Source organism: Undibacterium sp. YM2 (assembly GCF_009937975.1).
Classification (GTDB): domain Bacteria; phylum Pseudomonadota; class Gammaproteobacteria; order Burkholderiales; family Burkholderiaceae_D; genus Undibacterium.
Map to the genome: position 1 here is coordinate 6,404,072 of NZ_AP018441.1, position 23,538 is coordinate 6,427,609.

Below are 23,538 nucleotides of genomic sequence, written 5' to 3' on the forward strand. Positions count from 1 at the left end.
CCCGATCACGCTCGCGCAGTAAGATCGTAAGCAGGTTTTTTACCAGACCTTGACCCTGTCCTTGGGTGCCAGATAAAGTTTCTGACCAGGCTGCACGGCAAAGGCATCGTACCAGGCATCCAGATTACGCACGGTCAGGACGCGGTATTGTCCTGGTGCGTGTTCATTGGTGATGATGGCTGTGCGCAAGGTTTCATCACGCATCTTGCCGCGCCAGCTGCGGGCATAGGCGAGGAAGAATTCCTGTTCATCATCCTTGGTAATGGCCTGGCCTTTTTGTTTCATCGACGCACGATAGGCGTCATAAGCGGCCATCAAACCGGCCAGATCGGCAATGTTTTCACCCAGGGTCTGTGCACCATTCACTGACAGGTCGGGGAAGGCCTTGTATTGATTGAACTGGGCGATCAGGGCTTTGGAAGAAGTCTTGAAATGCGCGAGGTCAGCCTTGCTCCACCAGTTGCGCAATTCGCCTTTTGCATCAAACATGGCGCCGGAATTATCAAAGCTGTGGCTGATTTCATGGCCTATGGTGGCACCCAAAGCACCGTAATTGGTGGCGTCGCTGGCAGTCAGGTCAAAGTTCGGCGATTGCAAATACGCCGCCGGGAAATTGATGGCATTTTGCAGCGGCATGTTAACGGCATTCACCAGTTGCGCATTCATGCACCATTCGGTGACATCCACAGGCTGGCCAAATTTTGCAAGGGCGCGGCTGTATTCAAATTCCTGCGAACGCTCGCGGTTGCCATAGGCATCATTTGCATCGACCACCAGGCCAGAATAATCGCGCCACTTGTCCGGGTAACCAACACCAACATAGGTCGATTTAATTTTTGCCAATGCCTCTTGCTTGGTGGCTGGCGTCATCCATTTCAAGGCCTGTACGCGTTCGCCAAAGGCAGCAAGGATATTGCTGACCATGCCATTGATACGGGTCTTGGATTCAGATGAGAAATTCTCGGCCACATACAATTTACCGACTTCTTCACCGACCGCATTATTGGTTGCTGCCACTGCATATTTCCAGCGCGGCTGAGGTGCTTTGGCACCGCTGAGTGCGCTGTAAAACTTGAAGCGCTGGTCAAAGAAGGCCTGTGGCAATACCGTGGAACGCGTGTTGATGGCATGGAAGCGCAAATAATCCTGCCAGTTTGCCAGCGGCGTTTTCGCTACCAATGCCGACGATGCCTTCAATGCAGTGGGATGCCAGATGATGAATTTGCTTTGTCCATCCAGACCTGCCGCCTTGAAATAAGCTGCCCAATCCAGGCCTGCGGCTTTTTTATTGAAGTCAGCCAGCGTCCAGGTATTGTCCGCTTTCAAGACATCCGAAGTGTCTTCACGATTCGCATGGCCTTTGGCGATCAGCATTTCCAGATCAAAGACACGCTTGGCGGCTTGCTCGGCATCGGGCACATTCGCCAGTTTCAGGGTCGCAGCAATATGCGCCAGATAGTTTTTCCTTAGTTCAGCCATCTTGGGGCTGGCCGACAGATAGTATTCACGGTCAGGCAGGCCCAGGCCACCTTGCAGCAGGTAAGGCATGTATTTCGTGTGGTCATGGAAGCCTTGCGACACCCATAGGCCAAACAGGTTTTCAGTAAATACATTGGTGGCATTGATAGGATCGACGTCGGCACGTAAATGCTTGCCCAGATAAGTCGCCAGCGCGGCCTTATCCTTGAGGTCGGCAATACTTTGCATCTCGCCTTGCAGCGGTGTCAGGCCACGTTTGTTGATGACATCGGTATTGAGGTAAGAAGTGTAGAAGTCACCGATCTTGCGCACGGCACTGCCTGCTTCAGCCTTGGTTGATTGCTCTATGATTTTCAGGACCTTGGCATCAGACTCTTCTTTCAGGACATCAAAAATGCCGACTGCAACTTTGTCGTCAGGGATGATGGCAGTTTTTTCCCAGCCACCGTTGGCATAGCGGTTAAAGTCGTCACCGGGGGCAACTGCGGTATCCATGCCGCTTTCTTTTTTTGTCGGTGCAACGTTTTTTGAGACAGGAGCGTCGGCAGCATGTGCCATGCCGTTCATCAAGGGTATGGCCAGCATGACTTGCAGACAGACACTGGCGATGGGCTTTAATTTAAATATTGTCTGGTTCATTATTTTCTTTCTTATAAATTCTTGTAGAGATTTTGTCTAAGGATAGACGGCATAGGCTTGGAAATCATTTTTCAGGACAAGTTCCACCATCTTTTTATTGTTTTATTTCCTTACTTTCGCAAATGCATCATTTTCCTTCCAGACCGGCATTTTCGGGGCATCAGCAATTTCGCGTCCCAGGTTGAGAGTGAACTGTGCCTGCTCAGTCATGCCGGACAGATCCCAGCTTGGGTCATACTCGTCTGTGACCTGATGATAACGCTTGCCATAGCCACGCGCTTTTTCCTGTGAGGCTTGCGGCTCATTGATATAGTCACGGCCACTGCCTATGGAAAATGCCGGTACTCCGGCCTTGGCAAAGCTGAAATGGTCGCTGCGGAAATAGCCACCGGCCACATCCACACGCGGCGGCGCAACTGTCATGTTCATGCCTTGCGCCACCTTCTTTGCAGCAACGATGAGGTCACTGCGGTCGGCACCAAAGGCGCTGATGTCCCTGGTACGGCCTACAAAATTAAGCGTATCGAGATTCAGGGCTGCCGCTGTCTTGTTCAAGGCCCACAGCGGGTGCGCCGCATACCAGGCGCTGCCCAGCAGGCCTTGTTCTTCTGCTGCCACCCACAGGAACATCTGGCTGCGTTTTGCTGGTTGCTGCACTGCTGCCTTTGCCATCGCCAGCAAGGCTGCTGTGCCTGAACCATTATCGACGGCACCGTTATAAATCTGATCACCTGCACCTTCCTGCTTGCCCAGGTGATCCCAGTGGGCACTGTAGATCACCAGCTCGTTTTTCAATTGCGGGTCAGTGCCGGGTACGATGCCTGCGATATTGAATTGCTCAAGCTGGCGTATGTGCGATTTTGCCTCACCCTTGAGCCTGGCCTTGATGGCGACGGGTTTGAAATCCTTGCGCTCAGCTGCCTGACGCAAGGCATTCAAATCCAGGCCTGATGCGGCAAACAGGGTATTTGCTGCGCCATCGGTAATCCAGCCTTGTATCGCCAAACCTTTGGCATCTTTATTCGCCAGCTGGAATTGCTCGCCCATGCCGCCGTTTTTCAAGACATCCCAGCCTATATTTGCTGACGCATCGGTATGTATCAGCAAAACTCCGGCAGCACCACGGCGCAGGGCTTCTTCAGTCTTGTAAGTACGGCGGCCATAATAAGTCAAAGCCTTGCCGCCAAAGCGGTCTGGCTGTTCTGCGGTGGGTTGCGGATCATTGACCATGACGACGAGGATCTTGCCTTTACAATCAACATCCTTGAAATCGTCCCATTGCTCTTCTGGAGCGTTGATGCCGTAACCGACAAACAGCAATTCATGATCAAACTGGTGCGAGCTCATCGCATCACCCGCACTCCAGATCCAGTCTTCACCAAAAGTCAGGTTGAGTGACCTGGCAAGTTTTATATTGACCGAGCTTTCCAACGGCAAGGATTTGATGCCATTGATGCTAACCGCTTGCCTGTAACTCTTGCCATTGGCTGGCAATAAACCGGCAACGGCTGCCTGAGTTTCGAGGTAGGCTACCGTCAGGTCACCACCGCGCTGGCCTGTGCCACGGCCTTCAAACAGGTCAGAAGACAGTAGTGCCAGGTGGGCACGCAAGGCGGTTTCATTTACCCTGGCATCTTGTATCTGGGCTTGGCTGTACGAGGAAACGGTGAGCGCCAGGCCCAGTAAGGCCGCAGGCAAATAGTGTGCAGAATGTTTTTTCATATGGTTATTATTCAGGACAGGATAGTGAGTGCAGCAGATGGTTTTGAGCAGGAAAGTCAGAATACGTTCAACATCTGCAAGTAAAATTGTGTATTTTATTGATATTGCGATACCAGATTGACCATGCTCCCAAAAAAAACCACCTTGTTTGCCATGCTGACCTGCCTTTTGACGACGCAGGTACATGCTGCTGGCTGCCAATTGCACAAGCTTGCCGTGACTCCGCTTACGCCAGGGCAGTATGAGACTTTCCATGCAAAGTCCAAATCCGTGGAATTGCGCTTCCATAGCGAGGCCAATGATCCTGCAGTCGATGCCTTTCCCGAGCCACCTTTACAGGTCTTGCAACTCGCCACAAATACCCGGTGTGAAATCAACGGTGGTATCTGGGTCAGGAAAGATGTCTATCTGAGCCAGGGCGAACAGGTGCTGGTCACCCATGAATATAGTGGCTCGAATGATTTTCTGATGTTCTACAACACGGCCAGTTGCACCAAACTGCATGAACTGGATGTATCTGCATCCCAGTGGAAGATCACTGGTGACACAATACGCGTACAGAACATGGAGCAGACAAGGAAAGCACAAGCAGCCAGGCAATATATGTTCGACGCCAGTTGCAAGCCTGTCGCCAAGTTCAGCAAGCCAGGCAAAGCTGGCCAATAGCAGAAATAGAGCGCATAAAAAAACGGCCTGTCATTACCGACAGGCCGTTTTTACCAAGCATGAATCAAGCCAGGTGACGTAACTCGCGCAAGGCGACGGATACCGGTGCCAGGTCCGGTCCCTGTGCGCTGATGGTAGTCAGCAAGGCCGTCAGCCTGTCTATCGCTGGCGCGTGCTGTGCGTGCCAGTTGCTGACATCTTCCTGACGTGACAACAGGCCACGGGTGATCTGGCTGGCTATCGAATACACATCATCCCTCGCACTGCCACGTGCCTGGGTCTGCCACAGAGTGTCAGTAGGCAGGCGGTTGATCTGATTGCGCCAGCCAGTCAGGCCCAGCTCATCATCGATGCCAAAGTAGGCGCGGGCCACCTGTTCAAGGTCACTGCTGGTGCTTTGCGCCAGATCGACCAGGTCCAGTGCCGGGAAGATGTATTCCAGTGCCGTCAGGTTTTGTGCCAGCGTGGCTTCTACCCCGGCTTGCGTCAGCGCCTCGGCTTCTTTTTGCCAGCTTGCATGGGCATTGGCTGGCAGCCAGTCATCGAGTTGCCAGCGCAGCTCGCGTGCTGCCGGCTGATAACGCTGTATCAGGGTAGGCAAGTCTGTGCTTTGCGAACGTATGCGCAACATCCAGCGCGAAGCCCTTTGGGCAATTGCAATCAGCTTGGACAAGAGGTCGAGTTGCAGTTTTGAATCAACCTTGTAATCCAGTGCATCGATCTGATCCCACAATACTTCCAGATCAAAAATCTCGCGGGCCAGGGTGAAGGCGCGTATCACGTCTGCCGCGGTTGCACCTGCCTCAGTAGCGATGAAATTGACGAAGGTCGCACCGGCACGGTTCACCACGGTATTGGTGATGAAGGTGGCAATGATTTCGCGCTTCAGCGGATGATGGGCGATTGCTTCGGCAAAACGCTCAGACAGCACCTGCGGGAAGTAAGCCTTTAATGCACGGCTGAAGAAAGGGTCATCCGGCAAATTGCTGGCGACCAGTTCATCAAACACCGACATCTTGGCATAGGCCAGCACGACCGCACCCTCAGGTGCAGTCAGGCCCTGCTTCAAGGCCTTGCGATGGAAAATTTCATCATCGCTAGGCAGGTATTCAATCGCGCGGTTCAGGCGGCCCTGTTTTTCCAGCGACTGCATCAGTCTTTGTTGGCCATCAAGTACATACAGCGGGCGGTGCGCGGCAATATCCAATGCCTGACTTTGATAGTAATTATCGGTCAGCACCAGGTGACCAACTTCATCAGTCATTGAGGCCAGCAAGTCATTACGCTGCTTCAGGGTCAGGTCACCGGCTTCGACGATGCTGCCCAACAGAATCTTGATATTGACTTCATGGTCAGAGCAATCAACGCCAGCAGAATTATCTATTGCATCGGTATAGATACGACCACCTTTTTGCGCGAATTCTATGCGGCCATTTTGTGTGCAACCAAGGTTACCGCCTTCAGCCAGCACCTTGCAGCGCAGGTCGCTGCCATTGACGCGGAAGGCGTCACCAGCCTTGTCGCCAACCTGGGCGTGGGTTTCATACTTGGCCTTGACATAGGTGCCTATGCCACCGTTGTACAGCAAATCTACCGGGGCCTGCAAGATCGCACGCAGCAGCTCCACAGGCGTCAGTTCGGCAGTTTCTATGCCCAGCACAGCGCGTGCTTCCGGGCTCAGGCTGATGGATTTAGCGGTGCGTGGGAACACGCCGCCGCCAGCAGAAATAAGGCTCTTGTCGTAATCATCCCAACTGGAGCGCGACAGATTGAACAGGCGCTGGCGTTCGGCAAATGAAGTTGCCACATCAGGTGATGGGTCGATGAAAATATGACGATGGTCAAAGGCGGCTACCAGCTTGATATGCTGGGACAAGAGCATGCCATTACCGAACACGTCGCCTGACATGTCACCGATACCAGCCACGGTGAAGGCTGTGTCCTGCGTATTTACGCCGAGCGAACGGAAATGACGCTTGACCGATTCCCAGGCACCGCGGGCAGTAATACCCATCTTCTTGTGGTCATAGCCGACCGAGCCACCAGACGCAAATGCATCACCGAGCCAGAAACCGTAGTCAGCAGAGACTCCATTGGCGATATCCGAGAACGTTGCCGTGCCCTTGTCAGCCGCGACCACCAGATAAGGATCATCGACATCATGGCGTATCACCAGTTTAGGCGGCACTACAGCGCCCTTGACGATATTGTCAGTCAGGTCCAGCAAGCCGGACAGGAAGATTTTGTAGCAAGCCACGCCTTCGGCCTGATAGGCTTCACGGTCTGTCGCTGGTGGTGCATTCTTGAGGACAAAACCACCTTTGGAACCAACCGGCACAATGACCGTATTCTTGACTTGCTGGGCTTTTACCAGGCCCAGGATTTCAGTACGGAAGTCTTCACGTCTGTCAGACCAGCGCAAGCCGCCACGGGCAACCTTGCCGCCGCGCAAATGCACGCCTTCGACACGCGGTGAATAGACCCAGATTTCAAACAGGGGTTTGGGTTCTGGCACACCCGGTACTTCACGCGGATTGAGCTTGAAGCTCATGTAGGGCTTGAACGCGCCGCTGGCCGTGGTTTGCCACAGATTAGTGCGCAAGGTCGCAACAATGGTTGCGATGAACTGGCGCAGGATACGGTCTTCATCGAGGCTGGCGACATTGCTCATCTGCGCTTCCAGCTGTTCGCGTATATGCTTTTGTGCCTGTTCGCGGTCACCAACATAATCAGGCTTGAAGCGGGCACCAAACAGTTCGGCTATCAGTTGCGTGATAGGTGCATTCTTGTTCAGTGCTGCTTCTATGTAGTTCTGGCTATAGGCAAAACCCAGTTGCTTGAAATAACGCGAGCAGGCACGCAAGACGGCAATGGAGCGTGCATCCAGCGTGGTATTGAGTACCAGGCGATTGAGGTCATCACTTTCAACCTCGCCGCCCCAGGCTTGCGAGAACAGGTTTTCAAAGCGCACTTTGACTGATGACAAATCGGTATTGGCAGGTAATTGCAAGCCAAGGTCATGTATCCACAAAGTCTCTGCACCGCTGACGATGGCGTACGGATGTTCATCCAGTACCCTTGCCCCATGTGTTCCAGCACGGGAAGGGAATCGGATAGTGCCACCTTGGCAGTGTTATAAATCTTGAAGCGCAGTATGCCAGGTCCCGCATCGAGTGGACGGTAGAGTTTGACCATCATCGGTGCGCCGGGATTCAGGCTGGCCAGCATGTCTGCATCTTCTGCACCCACCAGGGCAGAAAAATCTTCCCGGTAAGCTGTAGGGAAGGCATTGGCAAAACGGTTGGCCAGGCTCAGGCCATTGCCTTCACCATGCGAGCGCAGCAACTCTGCCGTGCAGTCATCTTCCCAGCGTTGCGCGAGTTTGGCGATGCGCGCTTCCAGTATGGCGAGATTGACATTTTGCGGCGCGATATCCTTGGCCCTGACCAGATAATGGATACGCGCCAGTGGACTATCGGTCAGCATGGGCGTGAATTCTATCGATTGCCCATTGAGGGCCATCATCAATTCATTGCCTATCTTGACGCGCAATTCCGTGTTGTAACGGTCACGCGGTACAAATACCTGGGCCGAAGTGAAACGGCCAAAGGGGTCGCGGCGCAGGAACAAACGGGTGCGCTGGCGTTCTTGCAGGCGCAGGATACCGATAGCATGATCAGCCAGGGTTGCAGCATCGATCTGGAACAATTCATCACGCGGATAATCATCGAGAATGGCTTGCAGCGACTTGGCGGCATGGCTCTCGGGCACGACGCCAGAGGTATTCATGACATTCGTTACGCGCTGACGTACCAGGGGGATATTGCCTACCGGTTCAGAATAAGCTGTTGAGGTATATAAGCCCAGGAAGCGCGATTCACCAATGACATTGCCTGCATCATCAAAACGCTTGACGGCAATATAGTCCAGCCAGGCTGGCCTGTGCACAGTAGCGCGTGTCATGGCCTTGGTGACCATGACCATTTCTGTCGAATCCATCAGGGCCACGACTTCTGGTGGTAAACGGGTTTCAGCCGTCTTGACGGGGCCGCGCAAAATACCCAGGCCAGAATCGGCAATCGCCACCAGGCTGACATTGTCGCCTTCGCGCTTCAGGTCATAGTCGCGCACACCGAGGAAAGTGAAATGGCGGTCTTCCAGCCAGGCCAGGAAGGCAATCGCTTCATCGCGTTTTTCTGGTGCCTGGGTAGCTCTTTCACAAGCGGCGCGCACTTCACGTGCACGCGCCAGCATGGGTTGCCAATCAACCACAGCACCACGTACATCAGACAAGACACTTTTCAAATCTTCTACCAGCGCCTGTTGTGCGGCCTGGTCAACAATACGGTCACATTCAACCAGGATCAGGGATTCTACCGGGTCACTACGGCCCGCCGCCTTTGCCGCTGCCACGGTGCTGACTGCAGTCACACTACCGTTCGCATCACGGGCGACGCTCATCAGCGGGTGCACTATCCAGTGTGCAGTACGGCCACTGCGGTTGATCGCCATCGTCACCGAATCGACCAGGAAAGGCATATTGTCATTCACAATCTGCACGACAGTATGATCGCTGACAAAGCCATCTTCTGCCAGGGTGGGGTTGAACACCCTTATCTTGGGCGTATTTGCGGCCCGCGGTGCATCCAGCAAACGCCAGTGGGCATTGGCCTGGGCAAACAGCGTAGCCGGACCCCGGCTGACGATCTCATCCGGGTCAGTGTTTTCAAAATAGGCAGTGATGAATGAGCCCTGGCGTTCAGATGCAGGGCCGGTGTGCGCTTGCGCATAAGCAATCAGCTCAGCGAAGTGGGAAGAGGTCATACGTTCTCCTTCTGTTGGAAGATAACGAGAGATAAAGGTGCAAGTCTGCGCACCATATTGTGCAAGTATCCTCCATTATGCGGATGGAAACAAACGGGATTTCCCTTACGAGCGTACGGAAAATTAACCGCCAGACCACACAACTGGTATTGACTGCAGGCAGTTCTGGGCAAGTGTTGCTTACTTACACAAAAATGCCGACAAAATGTGAGAACATCGAGCCCAGGCTAAATGCAGCTTTTTTGCTTTTTCTCAAGCCCATAGAAATAAGAGGATACAAATTTCAAATAAGAATGCTGATGAATCCTTATGTGCAGCGCAGCATGATGGACGTAGCCGATTGTATTTCATCACTCTAATGATTGAAACGAACTGGTTGCATAAACCAGCCCACAATACTGGCAATCAGTATGATGGCAGCCAGCCACACCAGCTTGCGCCATGTCTGACCACTGCTTTTGAGTATCTCGAAACTATCAACAAAAATGGTTTCGCAGGCACCATTGCCGGTATCGGTGCGGACGATGCTGGTGCCGCGCTTGAAAGCGAAGCCATGGTTATGTGAATATTCAGACAAACGACCGCGCAGGTGTATCTGGTCGCCCACTTCGACTTTTTGCATGATCTTGGCGAGGCTGGGCTGGTCGGTCAGCAGATGGTTGTTTGAAATGGCAGTCTGGTCAAATGCAGCAAATGCTTCTGCTGTCGATGCCCGGAAATTGCAGGTGAACTGACCGCTGGAAAAACTGATGTCGTTGTAAGAACCATTGCGTGCATTATTACCCCAGATGACACAGATATCCATGACATTCAAATGGTCGTTCCATTCGCGATGCAGGTAATCCCAGCCTGTGCTGGTGTCATGTCTGCTGACGACCAGACCAACCAGGTCATAGTCATATAATGGTTGTACCTGGTAATCGACACCGCCTCTGCTGACTGCAAATGCGGTTTGCTCTATCTTGGTTTGTACTGGTTCATTCAAGAGCACATTATTCAATTCAGCAGGAGGTGGCAATACGTCTCGCCGCCATATCGCGTATAGCAAAAGACAAAGGCTGAATGTCATCAGCCATTTCAAAAAAGTACGCGTTGTCAAGGTGCTTAATCCAGCTTAATCCAGCTTCAACAAGCTGGCATCATGCAATGAGCAAGCCTGCACTTTCGCGCCAAAAAAATCGGCCTGTAGCTGAAATGCACGCAGGATTCTTTGACGACCAGCTTCATCCTCCGGCAAAGTAAAAATCACCTTGAGTACATTGGCTGCATTCGTGCCCTGTATTGTGGCGATGGGCTGAGCCAGAGCCGTAGAGGCGTTCGCTGAAGCTGTCGTTGCTGCTGGCGGCAGCATCAATTGCATTTCAGCCAGGACTTCGGCCTCTGTAATGATGACAGTGTCATGCGCGCCATGAAATTTTTTACCGCCTGAACTTGGGTCAGCGATGCCGCCGGTGATTTCAAATTCGCTTGCAGAAATGCGCTCATAGTGGAACGCCTGCCAGCCACTGTTTTGCTGTTCTGCAGGTTGGGCCGCCAGAAACTTGCGGTTGGCTACTGCTGCCATGGCCAGTGCTGCCACGCCTCCACCCGCGATCATGCCGACTGGCAATATCTCGGCCAGGTTATCGGGAATATCTTCGACGCTGGTCAGGCTAACTTCACTCATCTTTTGTCTCAATCAAAAAAGGCCACAGGCGCATTGTATTCCTGTTCGGGAAGACTAAGCGCAAATGGCCTTTTTGAAAGAATAAAGTGTGAAGTATCTGTATTATTTATTTGACTGCTGTTTCTTCCGTTGCCTTGTCGTCTTTCTTCTCGTCTGGCGGTGGATCTTTAGGCATAGGTTTGCGCGGCAGCATCTCATTGCGGTTGGCGGCATGGGCGACGAAGCTCGCCAGTATCATCGAAGCCTGGGTCAGGTCGCTCTTTTGTACCTTGTCATACACATCCATGCTGGAGTGATGGGTGCGGCTGAAGTAATCCATATCATCCTGCACGAACTGGAAACCAGGTACGCCAACGCGGTCGAAGCTCACATGGTCGGTGCTGCCAGTATTGCGTAGTGTCGTCGTGGTTGCCCCAACATCATTGAATGGTGCCAGCCAGGCATCGAAAATCGGTTTTAAGGTCGCATTGTTTTCTGCATAGATGCCACGGATTTTACCGCCGCCATTATCGAGGTTGAAGTAGGCAGAAATCTTGCTGTGCATGGGTTTGATGCTGAGCGGCCCGGTGGGTTTGCGTGCAAAAGTCGGCAGTTCAAGTTCCTTGGGGTCAGTTGGTTCAGGGCGGGACGCTATCCATTTATTGACATAGGCACGTGAACCCAGCAAGCCCTGTTCTTCACCACCCCACAGGGCGATGCGTATGGTACGGCGTGGCTTGAAGCCGGTGGCCTTCAATAGACGCACAGCTTCCATCGCCATGGCAACACCGGCGGCATTGTCGGTGGCTCCGGTGCCGCCATGCCAGGAATCGAGATGGGCGCCGAGCATGACGATCTCGTCTTTTTTATCTGTGCCCGGGATTTCTGCCAGCACATTGATGGCCGCTTCCGGGTCTTCATCGCTGAACGTGGCTTTGACGTCAATTTCCAGTTCCACGTCTTTTTTCTTGTCGACCAGGCGATACAGACGGTTATAGGTTTCGCTGGCAACGACCAGGGTAGGCGGGCCGGTCACTTCATCTTTCTTGTAGGAACCGCCTTCCTGTACAAAGATGGTGCCATCTTCGCCACGGGTCACATTCAGGGCAGCCAGGACTTTTTCTTCTGCCAGGAAGGTACGCAATTTTTTGGCGAATGCAAAACGCTTCAGGTAAGTCTGTATATCGCCACGGCGGGAGGCCGCTGGCTCGAAATCGATCTTGCTGAGCTCACTCAGTTCATCATGTGTATACCTGTGCGCATCTGCCTTCACATGCGGTTTGATCGGCAGGGGCTCATCCAGCAAGACGATGGCACCGGCCAGCTTGCCCTTCCATTTTGGTAAATCTTCATCCGCCGTCATTTTTGCGATGATCAGCTTGCCACGCTGCAGTCCATTTGTGCCTGGCGTCCATGCCTTGGGGATGGCATACAGATCGACTTGCGAAGGCGCAACCATGCGCAGGGTGGTTTTTTCCAGCGTCCAGCCACGGCCAAAAGGGGCAAAGCTTTCGCTATGGATATTTTGCAGGCCCCATTCTCCGAATTTGCTGCGGGTCCAGTCACCTGCCTTGCGCAAAGCGGGCGAACCGGTCAGGCGCGGGCCTATCTCATCTGTGAGTGTGCCTAGTATCTCTTGCGCCTTGGAGCGGTTCATGGCCTCGTCGCGCAATCTGGTAATCAGTTCGAGGTCGATTTTTTCTTCGCTGGCGGCAAGCGCAAGCTGGCCGCTAAAGCTGGTGGCGATGAGGGCTGTGCCACATAAAACCTGCAAAATACGCATTCATGTCTCCTGTCGGGATACGCTTATATGAGTCGCTGGCCGGATGGGCCGGAACTTGTGTACATTGTTTTTTTGCCTGGCCGGTCAGCTTGATATTCTTGCACCAGTGCCAGCTGCCAAACTTGGAGTGGGTACGTCAGGATTTGTTCCATGACTTCAGTACTTTTAAGAAATATTCCATATTTTTAACAGAAATACCTCGAAAATTTGCTTAAATCCAAATTGACATAGTGATAAATTCGTCTTATTTTACCAAGTGGTTAAATAAAAATTCGCCACTATGCAGCAAGATACTCTCAGCAAGACTTTCTCGGCGCTGGCCGACCCTACCCGCCGCGCCATACTGGCCCGTTTATCTACAGGGGAAAGCTCGGTCAGTGAACTGGCAGAGCCTTTCGACATGAGCCTGCCAGCCATTACCAAGCATCTAAAGGTGCTGGAGCGCGCAGGCCTGGTCACGCGCAGCCGCAGTGCCCAGTGGCGGCCATGCCAGTTGCAAGCCAGACCGCTCAAAGAAGCTTACGGCTGGGTAGAGCAATACCGCCAGTTCTGGGAGCAAAGCCTGGACAGGCTGGAAAGCTATCTGCAAGAGCTGCAAACAACAGCTAAACCTGCACCGAAGGGAGAACAGCATGAATGAAAATAAACCAGATTTTGTGATTACCCGCATCCTGAAAGCACCACGTGAACTGGTGTTTGCCGCCTTTAGCGAGGGTGACCATCTGGCGAAATGGTGGGGGCCGACAGGCTTTAGCGTAGTTCAGTCCACAATGGACCTACGCGTCGGCGGTAGCTACCACTTTGGTATGCGCGGCCCCGATGGCAGCATGATGTGGGCTAAATTTGTTTACAAGGAAATAATCCGCCCAGAAAAACTGGTATATCACCACAGCTTTTCAGATGAGGCTGGCAACCTGGCACATCACCCCATGAGCCCGGCCTGGCCACTGGAGATTTTATCGACCATCAGTTTTGATGAGCATGCCGAGGGCACGCAACTGACGATACGCTGGGCTTTGCTCGATAATGCCACTGAGGAAGAAAGAAGCGTCTTCCACGCCACCTTTGCCAGCATGGACCAGGGTTTTTGCGCTTTATTGGATCAATTGCAGACTTACCTCGCCAGCCCCTGATATTTCAAACTGTTTCAGAATGGCCGATACAGGCTGCGGCTGTCTCTGGCAAAGGCTAGCGACAGCCGTTTTTTCATGGAAATTTGGTAAGTAAAAGTGAATAACTAGCATGACAGGTAAAATCGCGAGTAGAATTCAGCGTCATTTTTTAAATCGTCATATGCCAACAGGCATGATATCTGCTGCAAAGTCAGCTCAATATTGAAGGAATGTGTATGTCAATTAAGTCCCGTGTAGTCCTGGGTAGCGCGCTTGCCATGTTGGTACTCAGCGCCTGTAATGATAAAAATGCAGACAAGGCTGCGTCAGCCTCGGCTTCCGCTTCTGCGTCGGCTGCTGCAAGTAGCGAAGTCGCAGCCACTGTTGATGGCACACCTATCAGCAAGAAACAACTGGACCAGATCATGCAGCAACAGGCCGCCCAAGGCATGCCTGATACGCCTGAAACACGCAAGATGGTCATCGACAATCTGGCCATGCAACTCGTTGTAGCCAAAGAAGCTGTCAACAAGGGCCTGGATAAAAAACCAGAAGTGGCTGACCAGATCGAAATGACGCGTCAATCCATCCTGGCAAATGCCTATGTCAAGGATTACATCAAGACAGCAACCGTCTCGGACGACGCCCTGAAAGCTGAATACGAAGAATTCAAGAAAAGCAATGGTGGCAATGAATACAAGGCCCGTCATATCCTGGTAAAAACTGAAGACGAAGCCAAGGACATCATCGCCAAGATCAAGAAAGACGTGAAGTCTTTCGAAGGCCTGGCCAAAGCCAAATCACAAGACCCTGGCTCCAAAGCCAATGGTGGTGACCTGGGCTGGTTCAACCCACGCGGCATGGTGCCGGAATTTGGTGCAGCAGTCGCTAAACTGGAAAAAGGCAAATTTACTGAAGAGCCAGTCAAATCCCAGTTTGGTTACCACGTCATCATCCTCGACGATTCCCGTCCTGTGACTATTCCTCCGCTGGAAGAAGTCAAGTCCGGTCTGAGCCAGCAATTGCAGCAAAAGAACCTGAAGAAAATGCTGGATGACATCAAGGCTAAAGCCAAGATAGAAATCAAGGAAGCTCCAGCCGCAGCTTCTGCACCGGCAGCCTCAGGCACACCTTTGTCAGTCACGCCTACAGTTGTACCGGCAGCTTCTGCAGCAGCATCCGCTCCTGCTGACGCAGCGAAAAAATAAGCCTCAGTAATTTTTGGGCAAAAAGGCCGTCAAGCTAGTCTTGGCGGCCTTTTTCTTTGCTCGCCCGCTTTTCCGGACATCCCGTTTCATTGTGCTATTGCCAAGTCAAATAAATCCTGAGACACTATTCTTGCTAATATTTCAAGCAATATCCTTCGTACACCCATACTGACCCAGGAGGCCTGCATGCCAGCCCAGACCATACCCTTTAACGGCAGCGACCTGGCCCTGGATGCGCGTCCTGACCGCCTTGATATCCGCGACCGCATCTACACGCCCCGCGTGCTGAACCTGCCAGTATCCTACCCGGATAGCGGCTTTATCAAGAACCAGCTTGCCAGCTACATCAAGGCAGGCATGATTTTGAACCAGGGCTCGGACGGTGCCTGTACTGGCTTTGGTCTGGCCGCCGTCATCAATTACCTGTTCTGGCTGCGCGACGCCAGCAACAAGGAAAGCAGCCCACGCATGATCTACCATCTCGCACAACTGTATGATGAATGGCCGGGCGAAGATTATCTGGGCTCCAGCTGTCGCGGTGCTCTCAAGGGCTGGCACAAGCATGGGGTCTGCAGCCGTGCACTGTGGCCCTATACGGTAGATAAAAATGACCAGGTACCAGCCTTCGAGGCACCCAAACCTGGCTGGGAAAAAGACGCACTGAGCCGTGCACTGGGCGTGTATTACCGCATAGATAAAACATCGATCACAGACATGCAGGCTGCCATCCTGGAGATTGGTGCCATCTATGTCTCTTGCAAACTGCACCAAGGCTGGGCCGAGGTAGCGACATCAAAAGCAGGCAGCTTCAGCAAGCTGGAGCAACTGCCTGTGGTCAATTTCAGCGAGGTCAAGGCCGGTGGCCATGCCTTTGCCTTGCTCGGTTATACCGACCAGGGTTTTGTCGTGCAAAACTCCTGGGGTGCAGATTGGGGCCTGCAGGGTTTCGCCATCATCACCTATGACGACTGGCTGGTGAATGGCACAGATGCCTGGACCGTATCCCTGGGCGTGCCCGTGCGCTATGTCGATGCGGTGAACCGTACCCGTGCTGAAAAACAGCTGGCACCCCAGGCGAATATCCCGCCTGCTGCTGCCTTCAAGGCCAGTGGCTCAGCCCTGCTGCCTGGCGGTGCCCATCCCGCTGGCAAGCCTGGCCAGGCCGTGCTCAGCATGGACCAGGCTTACAGCCTGACCGTGGTCATGGGCAACGATGGTGGTCTGATACAAAGATTGCTCGAAGTTGCCGATGCGTCAGCGACGGTAGAAAAAGTCCTGGTGCAGGCACCACAAGCCTGGCTCAAACAACACGGCAAAAACAAGGTCTTGAAACTTGCCCTGTATGCTCATGGTGGTCTTCATAGTGAAGCTGAGTCACTCAAGCGCATTGCCGCCATGGCACCCAGTTTTCTGGCAAACGGTATATACCCGGTCTTCATCACCTGGAAAACCGGGCTCACAGAAACCATGGGGGACGTGCTCAAGGATAAATTGCGGGATTACCTGACAGGCTCTGTAGTCTCCAGCGACTGGCTGGAGCAGCTCAAGAATACAGCCGTTGATGTCATGGACCGCACGATAGAAAACCTAGCAGCCAGCATAGGTGGCAAATCGCAGTGGATGCAGATGAAGCAAAATGCAGCACAGGCTACAGAAGATGGTGATCCGCCACGCGGCCTGCTGGCCATCGCCGAACGCCTGAAACAATTAAGCAGGGAGCTGGGCAAGGGCAAGCTGGAAATCCATCTGATAGGCCACTCAGCAGGTTCCATCGCTCTGGGCCATTTACTGGGCTTGCTGGCCGCACGCAAACTGGCAGTCAGCACATGCAGTCTGTATGCACCGGCCTGTAGCCTGGAGTTTGCAGAAAGCACTTACCGCCCTGCAATGGAAAGCGGCATACTGGCACGCGAGAATTTTCACCTGCATCTGATGTCAGACCGGCGCGAGCGCACTGACAATGTCTATCTGGTGTATCGCAAATCCCTGCTCTACCTGGTGGCCCGCGCTTTTGAAACCCGCCATAAAACACCCTTGCTGGGTATGGCTGCCAGCCTCGATGCGGCCTACTTCAATGGTGACAAAATGGTAGAGGAACAATGGAATGTATCCTGCCTCGCCACCTTGAAGAGCTGGAATAAATTTTACTGGGGCAAAAAATTGCCCCGCGATTTTGCTGAAGATGGCAAGGGGCTGACAGCAGAGCAAAGGAGCAATTTGCACATCATCGATGCTGGTCACGTCAATTGCGGCAAGCGCTTGACCCCGCTTGCCCATGGCAGCTTTGATAATGACATAAATGTGGTTTCGCAAACCCTGACGCATATCCTGGGTCTGGATACAGCTGATGACTTGCCTGCACCCGTTGTGGATCTGGATTATTAAACTTGCGCAAGCCGCAGCGATTGTATGCTGCGGTTTGCCATGTTTTTACTTGACCAAGACCTTGTATTCCCAGGGTTTGAGTTCAATTTTTTGGCCTGGTTTAAGCGTTTCCTTCTTGCCAAACAGATTGCTGAGTCCCGCCGCGACTGGCTGGTTCAGGCTGAAGATTTGTGCTTGCCCGCTCAGATTAAAAATACCGACGACTTGATTAGCTGCCTTGCTGCGTGAAAACGCATAGATGGATGCATCATTCGATGTAGCTATACGCACCTGCTCTGCGCCGTCAGTACCATTCCACAAAGCCTGATTGGATTTTTTTAAATGGAACAGCGTGGTATAGATTGCCTTGTAAGGATGCTCTTGCCACTTGATGGGGTCACGCTCAAAGAATTCCAGGCGTTTGGTATTGCCCGCCTCCTGGCCTGAATACAATAAGGGCATGCCTTTCAGCAGGTTTGACAAGACGAGGAAGTTTTCTGCGCCATCACCAAGGCGTTCAAACTCGGTACCTTCCCATGAGTTCAGATCATGGTTGGAGGTATGCAGCATGCGGTAGGCATTAGGGTGGAATTTCTTTTCTGGCCCGGCCATATAAGCGGCCAGATCATTTGCATTTTTCTTGCCTTTGGCGATTTCGCCAAACACATCCTTGAGTTGCCAGGCATACGTCATGTCAAAGGCTTTTTCATGCAAGTCTGTAGCCTCGGCTTCTGCCAGCATGAAGACTGGTTTTACCTTGTCCAGCGCTGCCCGCGCTTCGTTCCAGAAATCAGTCGGCACCATCTCGGCGACGTCACAACGGTAGCCATCGATACCGTATTCAGTCAGCCAGAACTTCAACGCATCTATCATCTCTGCGCGTAACTGCTTGTTCGCATAATTAAGCTTGATGACATCCTGCCAGTCAGCCACAGGCGGGACAAATTCGCCGTTGTCATTCTTCAGATAATACTCAGGATGGGATGTGGCCCAGGGATGGTCCCAGGCGGTGTGATTGGCGACCCAGTCTATGATGACCTTCATGCCTTGCGCATGGGCGGCATCGACAAGGTTTTTGAAATCAGCCGGCGTGCCAAATTCGGGATTGACGCCCTTGTAATCACGCACGGCGTAATAACTGCCCAGAGTGCCCTTGCGGTTTTTTTCACCGATAGGGTTGATGGGCATGATCCAGATAATGCCTACTCCCATCTTTTTCAGTTCAGGCAGGTATTCCTGAAAACGTTTGAAACTGCCCTCTGGTGAATGCTGGCGGATATTCGCTTCATAAATCGCGGCATTCTTGCTCCAGGCAGGATGCTTTACCGTACTGGTGGTTTGTGCAAGCACCGGCAGGGATATCAATCCCAGCAGGGCCAGGGCAGCTAGTTTCTTCATGATTTCGTCTCATTATTTAATTTATGTAGTTAAGATACATCAATAAAAAATGCGCATCAAGAAAAAGAAAGATGAAAGTTCCTAATCAGTCTTTTCGAAAGTCAATGATCGCCCTCTGTAATTTTCTTGAAAACGATATCATGCCTATCAAAAATAGGATGTTTAAATAGGTATTTAAATGTAGTTAAAATACACATCATGATTATTTTATTATCTACACTTTGCTTGTACCAGTGGCGGGCTTGGCGCCATAACGCAAACCATCGACCAGCAAAGCCAGCATGCGCCGCGCATGTTCTGGCCCGCCTTCCTGGGTAGTTGTTGATAAATTGGCGACTGCCCGCAGCAAATCATAAGGCGCTATATCTGCGCGCATGTCGCCTGCCGCTGCTGCCGCATCAAGCAAACTGCTGAGCGCTGGCTCAAGGCGCTGCTGAAAATAGGCTGGCAGTATCGCGAATGCCGGGTCACCCGAATGCAGCGCTGCCGCCAGCCCGCGCTTGGCGGCGATGAAATCGACATAGCGCAGCATCCATTGCGCGACAGCCTCACCAGGCGCGTATTCAGCCGCCAGCACGGGTGCAGCGTCGGCACAGGCATCCACTTCATGACGGAAAACCGCAATAACCAGGTCTGAGCGCTGCGGGAAGCGGCGATACAGGGTGCCTACACCTACTCCTGCGCGTTGGGCAATCTCGCGCACTGGCGCATCTACACCGGAAGTGGCAAACACTTCCAGAGCAGCCTCAAGCAAGGCATCTGTACTGCGTTGTGCATCTGCACGCACGCGCCTGGGTTTTTGCTCTTCATTCCAGCCGTTTTCACTACTTGCACCGGGAGCCAGCTTATTCATTTCCACTTTTCACTTCCATTTTTATTTCCAATTTTATTCTTTTCTTGAAATACGGAACATCGTTCCGTATAATAAAACGGAACATTGATCCGATTAAATCCGGAACGATGTTCTATTTTACCTTTCAGCACGCTGATTTCGTCGACGGTCATCAGAACTCATTTAACTGATTCATTTAATTCTCTCAACTACAGGAATAAATAATATGCAATACCGTACGCTAGGAAAAACCGGCATCAGGGTCAGCCCTTACTGTCTGGGCGCAATGATGTTTGGCGCCGTCGGCAATACTGATCATGAAGATTCCATCCGCATCATCCACAAGGCGCTCGACGCTGGCATCAACTTTATCGACACGGCAGATTTCTATAGCCGTGGCGAGTCGGAAGAGATTGTTGGCAAGGCGCTCAAGGGCAGGCGCGATGATGTCGTGCTGGCAACCAAGGCCAATCTGCCTATGGGCACTGACCCCAACCAGCAAGGCAATTCACGACGCTGGCTGGTGCGTGCGGTGGAAAATTCCCTGCGCCGCCTGCAGACCGATTACATAGACCTGTTCCAGATACACAGGCCAGCACCGGACACCGACATAGAAGAAACCCTGTCGGCACTGACCGACCTGATGCGCGCAGGGAAAATACGTGCCATAGGATCATCCACCTTCCCGGTGTCTGACATCGTGGAAGCGCAATGGGTGGCAGAAAAGCGTGGGCTGGCACGCTTCCGTTGCGAGCAACCATCTTATTCGATACTCAACCGCAGCATAGAAAGGGAAGTGCTGCCGACTTGCGAAAAGTACGGCATGGGCGTGATGGTATGGAGTCCCTTGTCCATGGGTTTGCTGACCGGCAGATATCGCAAGGGCCAGCAAACCGATAGCGCACGCGTGCGTTTCAATCCCGGCTATATGACAGATGCAGGCAAACTGGACGCTGTTGAACAACTGATCGTCGTCGCGCAGGAGGCAGGATTATCACTGACACATATGGCGATGGCATTTGCGATTGCCCACCCAGGCGTGACCTCGGCCAACCTGGGGCCGCGCACGATGGCACAACTGGATGACCTGCTGGCAGGTGCTGGTGTCACGCTCAGTGAAGAAGTACTGGACAAAATAGACCAGATCGTCGCACCTGGAACTGATGTTGGCCCCTTGCACGCTGCCTACAACCCGCCAGCAATTACCCAGGTCAGGCTACGCCGCAGACCAGATGCAGAACGCGCTGCTGCCTGAGCAAACATAAACCTGCCCGTAGAAAAAAATACCCCCGCATGGGCGGGGGGGGTATTTGAACTATTACTTCAGATCTGATGAACTGGCGCCATCATGGCGCCGTCAGGCCAATCAGGCTTTAGGGCCTTTGCGATGCGGCTTGGCTGCAGCAGCTTTTGGTTTGCCTGCTCCATATCCCTTGGCTTTTTCTGTCACGCGGCGATCACCGCCTGCTTTCTTGGGGCCGAAAGGTGAAGGCTGGCTTGTTGGCAGAGGTTTGCGCACATGGTCTTCACCGACCGGGCTGATCTGGATTTGCTTGCCTGCGACCCAGACACCTTTCAACTGCTTCAGCAATTCCTTGGGCATGCCATCTGGCAAGTCCAGCGTGCTGTAGTCGTCAAAAATATCGATACGGCCTATATGCTTGGCTTCGAGACCGGCTTCATTGGCGATTGCACCAACGATATTGCTAGGCGTTACTGCATCAGCCTTGCCGACTTCGATACGGTAAGTCAGCATGGGGATGCCGACCTTGCCTTTGCCGTCAGCCTTGTCTTTTTTAGGTTTGGCCGGGCGCTCTTCTTCAAAGGGCGCGCGGGCGGCGCGATCTACGACCTGATTCAGCTTGCTGCCAGGTGCGGCTTCAGCTATACGTGGAGCACGTTCACGAGGTGTTTCTTCGCGCGCTGCACGTGGTGCAGGACGGGATGCTGGCGCATTGCTGCCATTGCCTTTTTCTGCACTGATGCGCAGGGCCTGGCCAGCTACACGTACTGAACTCAGGTGTTCCATCATGTCGCCAGGCAGATTGTCTGGCAGATCGAGGATGGTGTAGTCATCATAGATATCGATACGGCCGATGAACTTGGATTCGATATTGGCTTCATTGGCAATTGCACCAACGATATTGCCTGGCTTGACGCCATGATCATGACCGACAGCGATGCGGAAAGTCTGCATGCCAGGCTCTGGTGTGCGCGGGCTGTGTTCGCGGCGTGCGCCACGGTCTTCACGCGGTGCGCGTTCGAATCTATCACCCCGGTCACCCCTGTCACCGCGATCGTTCCTGTCACCACGCTCGGCGCGGGCAGGACGCTCATCGCGCCAGCTATCGTCGTTTTTCGTTTCTTTACGGTTTTTATCGAGCAGCAAAGGTTCATCGCCACGCGCCATTTTGGCCAGCGCCGCAGCAATTTCCACCGCAGGGATATTTTGCTCACGCTCAAAATCTTCGATCAGGGACGTAAATTCTTCCAGACCACCTTGTGCCAGCGTGGCTGAAATCTGGTCCTTGAAGCGGGCGATACGGACATTGTTGACTGTCTGTATGGTCGGCAGTTCCAGCGGTGACACTGGCTGACGCGTCGCTCTTTCTATCGCTTTCAAGAGATTCTTTTCGCGTGGCGTGATGAACAGGATGGCTTCACCACTGCGACCGGCGCGGCCAGTACGGCCAATGCGGTGGGTGTAGCTTTCTGGATCATACGGCACGTCATAGTTGATGACGTGGCTGATACGCTCTACGTCCAGACCACGGGCAGCCACATCGGTCGCGACCAGGATATCGATCTTGCCGTCTTTCAGTTGCTGGATAGTGCGTTCACGCTGTTGCTGGTTGATGTCGCCGTTGATGGCGGCAACCGAGAAGCCTCTTGCATCAAGCCTGGCTGCCAGTTCTTCGGTACCCAGTTTGGTACGGGCAAAAATGATCATGCCGTCGAAAGTTTCGGCTTCCAGTATGCGTGTCAGGGCATCAAGCTTGTGCATGCCACTGACCAGCCAGTAACGCTGGCGGATATTGTCGGCTGTGCCGGTCTTGGCAGCAACGGTGACTTCTGCTGGTTTGTTCAGATAAGTCTGGGCGATGCGCTTGATGGCTGACGGCATGGTGGCCGAGAACAAGGCAGTCTGGCGGCCTTCCGGTGTTTCTTGCAGGATGCGTTCTACGTCATCGATAAAGCCCATGCGCAGCATTTCATCGGCTTCATCCAGCACCAGGGTTTTCAGCGCGGACAAATCCAGCGTGCCCTTGTCCAGATGGTCGATGACACGGCCAGGTGTGCCCACCACGACATGCACACCGCGGCGCAGGGCCGAGAGTTGCGGGCCATAGCTTTGGCCGCCGTAGATAGGCAAGACATGGAAACCAGGGATATGGCGTGCATAAGTCTGGAAGGCTTCTGCCACCTGTATTGCCAGCTCACGCGTTGGAGCCAGCACCAGCGCCTGCGGCGTGGTCTGACGCACATCCAGGCGTGACAGTATGGGCAGGGCAAAAGCAGCAGTTTTACCGGTACCGGTTTGTGCCTGGCCGAGAACATCACGGTTGGACAACAAAATCGGGATGGTGGCCGCCTGTATCGGCGACGGTGTTTCATAGCCTACATCCTGCAAGGCGCGCATGATGGGCGCACTCAATTGCAGGTCTTCAAAAGTAATCGGGGGTTTGTTTTCTGACATGGCGATGCTCGCTCGTTCGCTCGTATCGCAGGATGCGACAAGATGGTTATCCCTATAGTTTACTCTTCTGTGGGTAAGTCAGGGGAAATACCTGCCAGTGGCACTTGACAAAAAATAAAATATTTACTTACTTGTAAAGTATATATTTGATATTATTTCATGTGAATTT

The 23,538-nt window shown here is 53.0% G+C and carries 15 protein-coding genes and 1 pseudogene; 6 read left to right on the plus strand and 10 right to left on the minus strand.

Annotation, left to right across the window (positions count from 1 at the left end; all coding sequences use genetic code 11):
- Positions 1-39: 39 nt before the first annotated feature.
- Positions 40-2,118, minus strand: a complete 2,079-nt coding sequence (locus UNDYM_RS29370) for a M13 family metallopeptidase (RefSeq protein WP_162044318.1) — start codon at positions 2,116-2,118, stop codon at positions 40-42.
- A 102-nt stretch (positions 2,119-2,220) separates the two neighbouring features.
- Entirely contained in the window at positions 2,221-3,840 is a 1,620-nt protein-coding gene (locus UNDYM_RS29375) for a M28 family peptidase (RefSeq protein ID WP_162044319.1), read from the minus strand.
- Positions 3,841-3,963: 123 nt separating this feature from the next.
- On the opposite strand from UNDYM_RS29375, the gene UNDYM_RS29380 reads away from it, so the two are divergent.
- Complete coding sequence (locus tag UNDYM_RS29380) at positions 3,964-4,506, plus strand: hypothetical protein (protein ID WP_162044320.1); 543 nt, start codon at positions 3,964-3,966, stop codon at positions 4,504-4,506.
- A gap of 64 nt (positions 4,507-4,570) precedes the next feature.
- Here UNDYM_RS29380 and UNDYM_RS30960 read toward each other — a convergent pair whose 3' ends face one another.
- The 5 genes and pseudogenes from UNDYM_RS30960 to UNDYM_RS29400 form a co-directional block, all read right to left on the minus strand.
- Positions 4,571-7,492 (minus strand): NAD-glutamate dehydrogenase, encoded by a 2,922-nt coding sequence (locus tag UNDYM_RS30960; protein ID WP_370529496.1) that lies wholly within the window; start codon positions 7,490-7,492, stop codon positions 4,571-4,573.
- 57 nt (positions 7,493-7,549) lie between these two features.
- Positions 7,550-9,330 (minus strand): annotated as a pseudogene (locus UNDYM_RS30965) (NAD-glutamate dehydrogenase); the annotation flags it as partial.
- A gap of 355 nt (positions 9,331-9,685) precedes the next feature.
- A complete protein-coding gene (locus tag UNDYM_RS29390) occupies positions 9,686-10,429 on the minus strand; it encodes a hypothetical protein (protein ID WP_162044321.1) in 744 nt (247 codons plus the stop codon).
- A gap of 15 nt (positions 10,430-10,444) precedes the next feature.
- Positions 10,445-10,996 (minus strand): hypothetical protein, encoded by a 552-nt coding sequence (locus UNDYM_RS29395; protein WP_162044322.1) that lies wholly within the window; start codon positions 10,994-10,996, stop codon positions 10,445-10,447.
- 106 nt (positions 10,997-11,102) lie between these two features.
- Positions 11,103-12,758 (minus strand): M20/M25/M40 family metallo-hydrolase, encoded by a 1,656-nt coding sequence (locus tag UNDYM_RS29400; protein WP_162044323.1) that lies wholly within the window; start codon positions 12,756-12,758, stop codon positions 11,103-11,105.
- A 280-nt stretch (positions 12,759-13,038) separates the two neighbouring features.
- Between UNDYM_RS29400 and UNDYM_RS29405 the strand changes: the two genes are divergently transcribed.
- The 4 genes from UNDYM_RS29405 (at position 13,039) to UNDYM_RS29420 (ending at position 17,463) form a co-directional block, all read left to right on the plus strand.
- Complete coding sequence (locus tag UNDYM_RS29405; RefSeq protein ID WP_162044324.1) at positions 13,039-13,398, plus strand: helix-turn-helix transcriptional regulator; 360 nt, start codon at positions 13,039-13,041, stop codon at positions 13,396-13,398.
- Complete coding sequence (locus UNDYM_RS29410; RefSeq protein WP_162044325.1) at positions 13,391-13,891, plus strand: SRPBCC domain-containing protein; 501 nt, start codon at positions 13,391-13,393, stop codon at positions 13,889-13,891. The genes UNDYM_RS29405 and UNDYM_RS29410 overlap by 8 nt, the downstream gene beginning before the upstream one ends.
- Before the next feature lie 215 nt (positions 13,892-14,106).
- Positions 14,107-15,078: a peptidylprolyl isomerase gene (locus UNDYM_RS29415; protein WP_162044326.1), complete on the plus strand. Its 972-nt coding sequence runs from the start codon at positions 14,107-14,109 to the stop codon at positions 15,076-15,078.
- Positions 15,079-15,264: 186 nt separating this feature from the next.
- Complete coding sequence (locus UNDYM_RS29420; protein ID WP_162044327.1) at positions 15,265-17,463, plus strand: C1 family peptidase; 2,199 nt, start codon at positions 15,265-15,267, stop codon at positions 17,461-17,463.
- 45 nt (positions 17,464-17,508) lie between these two features.
- Here UNDYM_RS29420 and UNDYM_RS29425 read toward each other — a convergent pair whose 3' ends face one another.
- Both UNDYM_RS29425 and UNDYM_RS29430 read right to left on the minus strand, forming a co-directional pair.
- Positions 17,509-18,840 carry an alpha-amylase family glycosyl hydrolase gene (locus UNDYM_RS29425; protein WP_162044328.1) on the minus strand — a complete coding sequence of 444 codons (1,332 nt, stop codon included), beginning with the start codon at positions 18,838-18,840 and terminating at the stop codon, positions 17,509-17,511.
- A 214-nt stretch (positions 18,841-19,054) separates the two neighbouring features.
- Entirely contained in the window at positions 19,055-19,693 is a 639-nt protein-coding gene (locus tag UNDYM_RS29430) for a TetR/AcrR family transcriptional regulator (protein ID WP_162044842.1), read from the minus strand.
- Between the two features lie 205 nt (positions 19,694-19,898).
- Here UNDYM_RS29430 and UNDYM_RS29435 point away from each other — a divergent pair, with 205 nt between their 5' ends.
- Complete coding sequence (locus UNDYM_RS29435) at positions 19,899-20,927, plus strand: aldo/keto reductase (protein WP_162044329.1); 1,029 nt, start codon at positions 19,899-19,901, stop codon at positions 20,925-20,927.
- Positions 20,928-21,038: 111 nt separating this feature from the next.
- On the opposite strand, the gene UNDYM_RS29440 is transcribed toward UNDYM_RS29435, so the two are convergent.
- Positions 21,039-23,369, minus strand: a complete 2,331-nt coding sequence (locus UNDYM_RS29440) for a DEAD/DEAH box helicase (protein ID WP_162044330.1) — start codon at positions 23,367-23,369, stop codon at positions 21,039-21,041.
- Between the last annotated feature and the right edge of the window lie 169 nt (positions 23,370-23,538).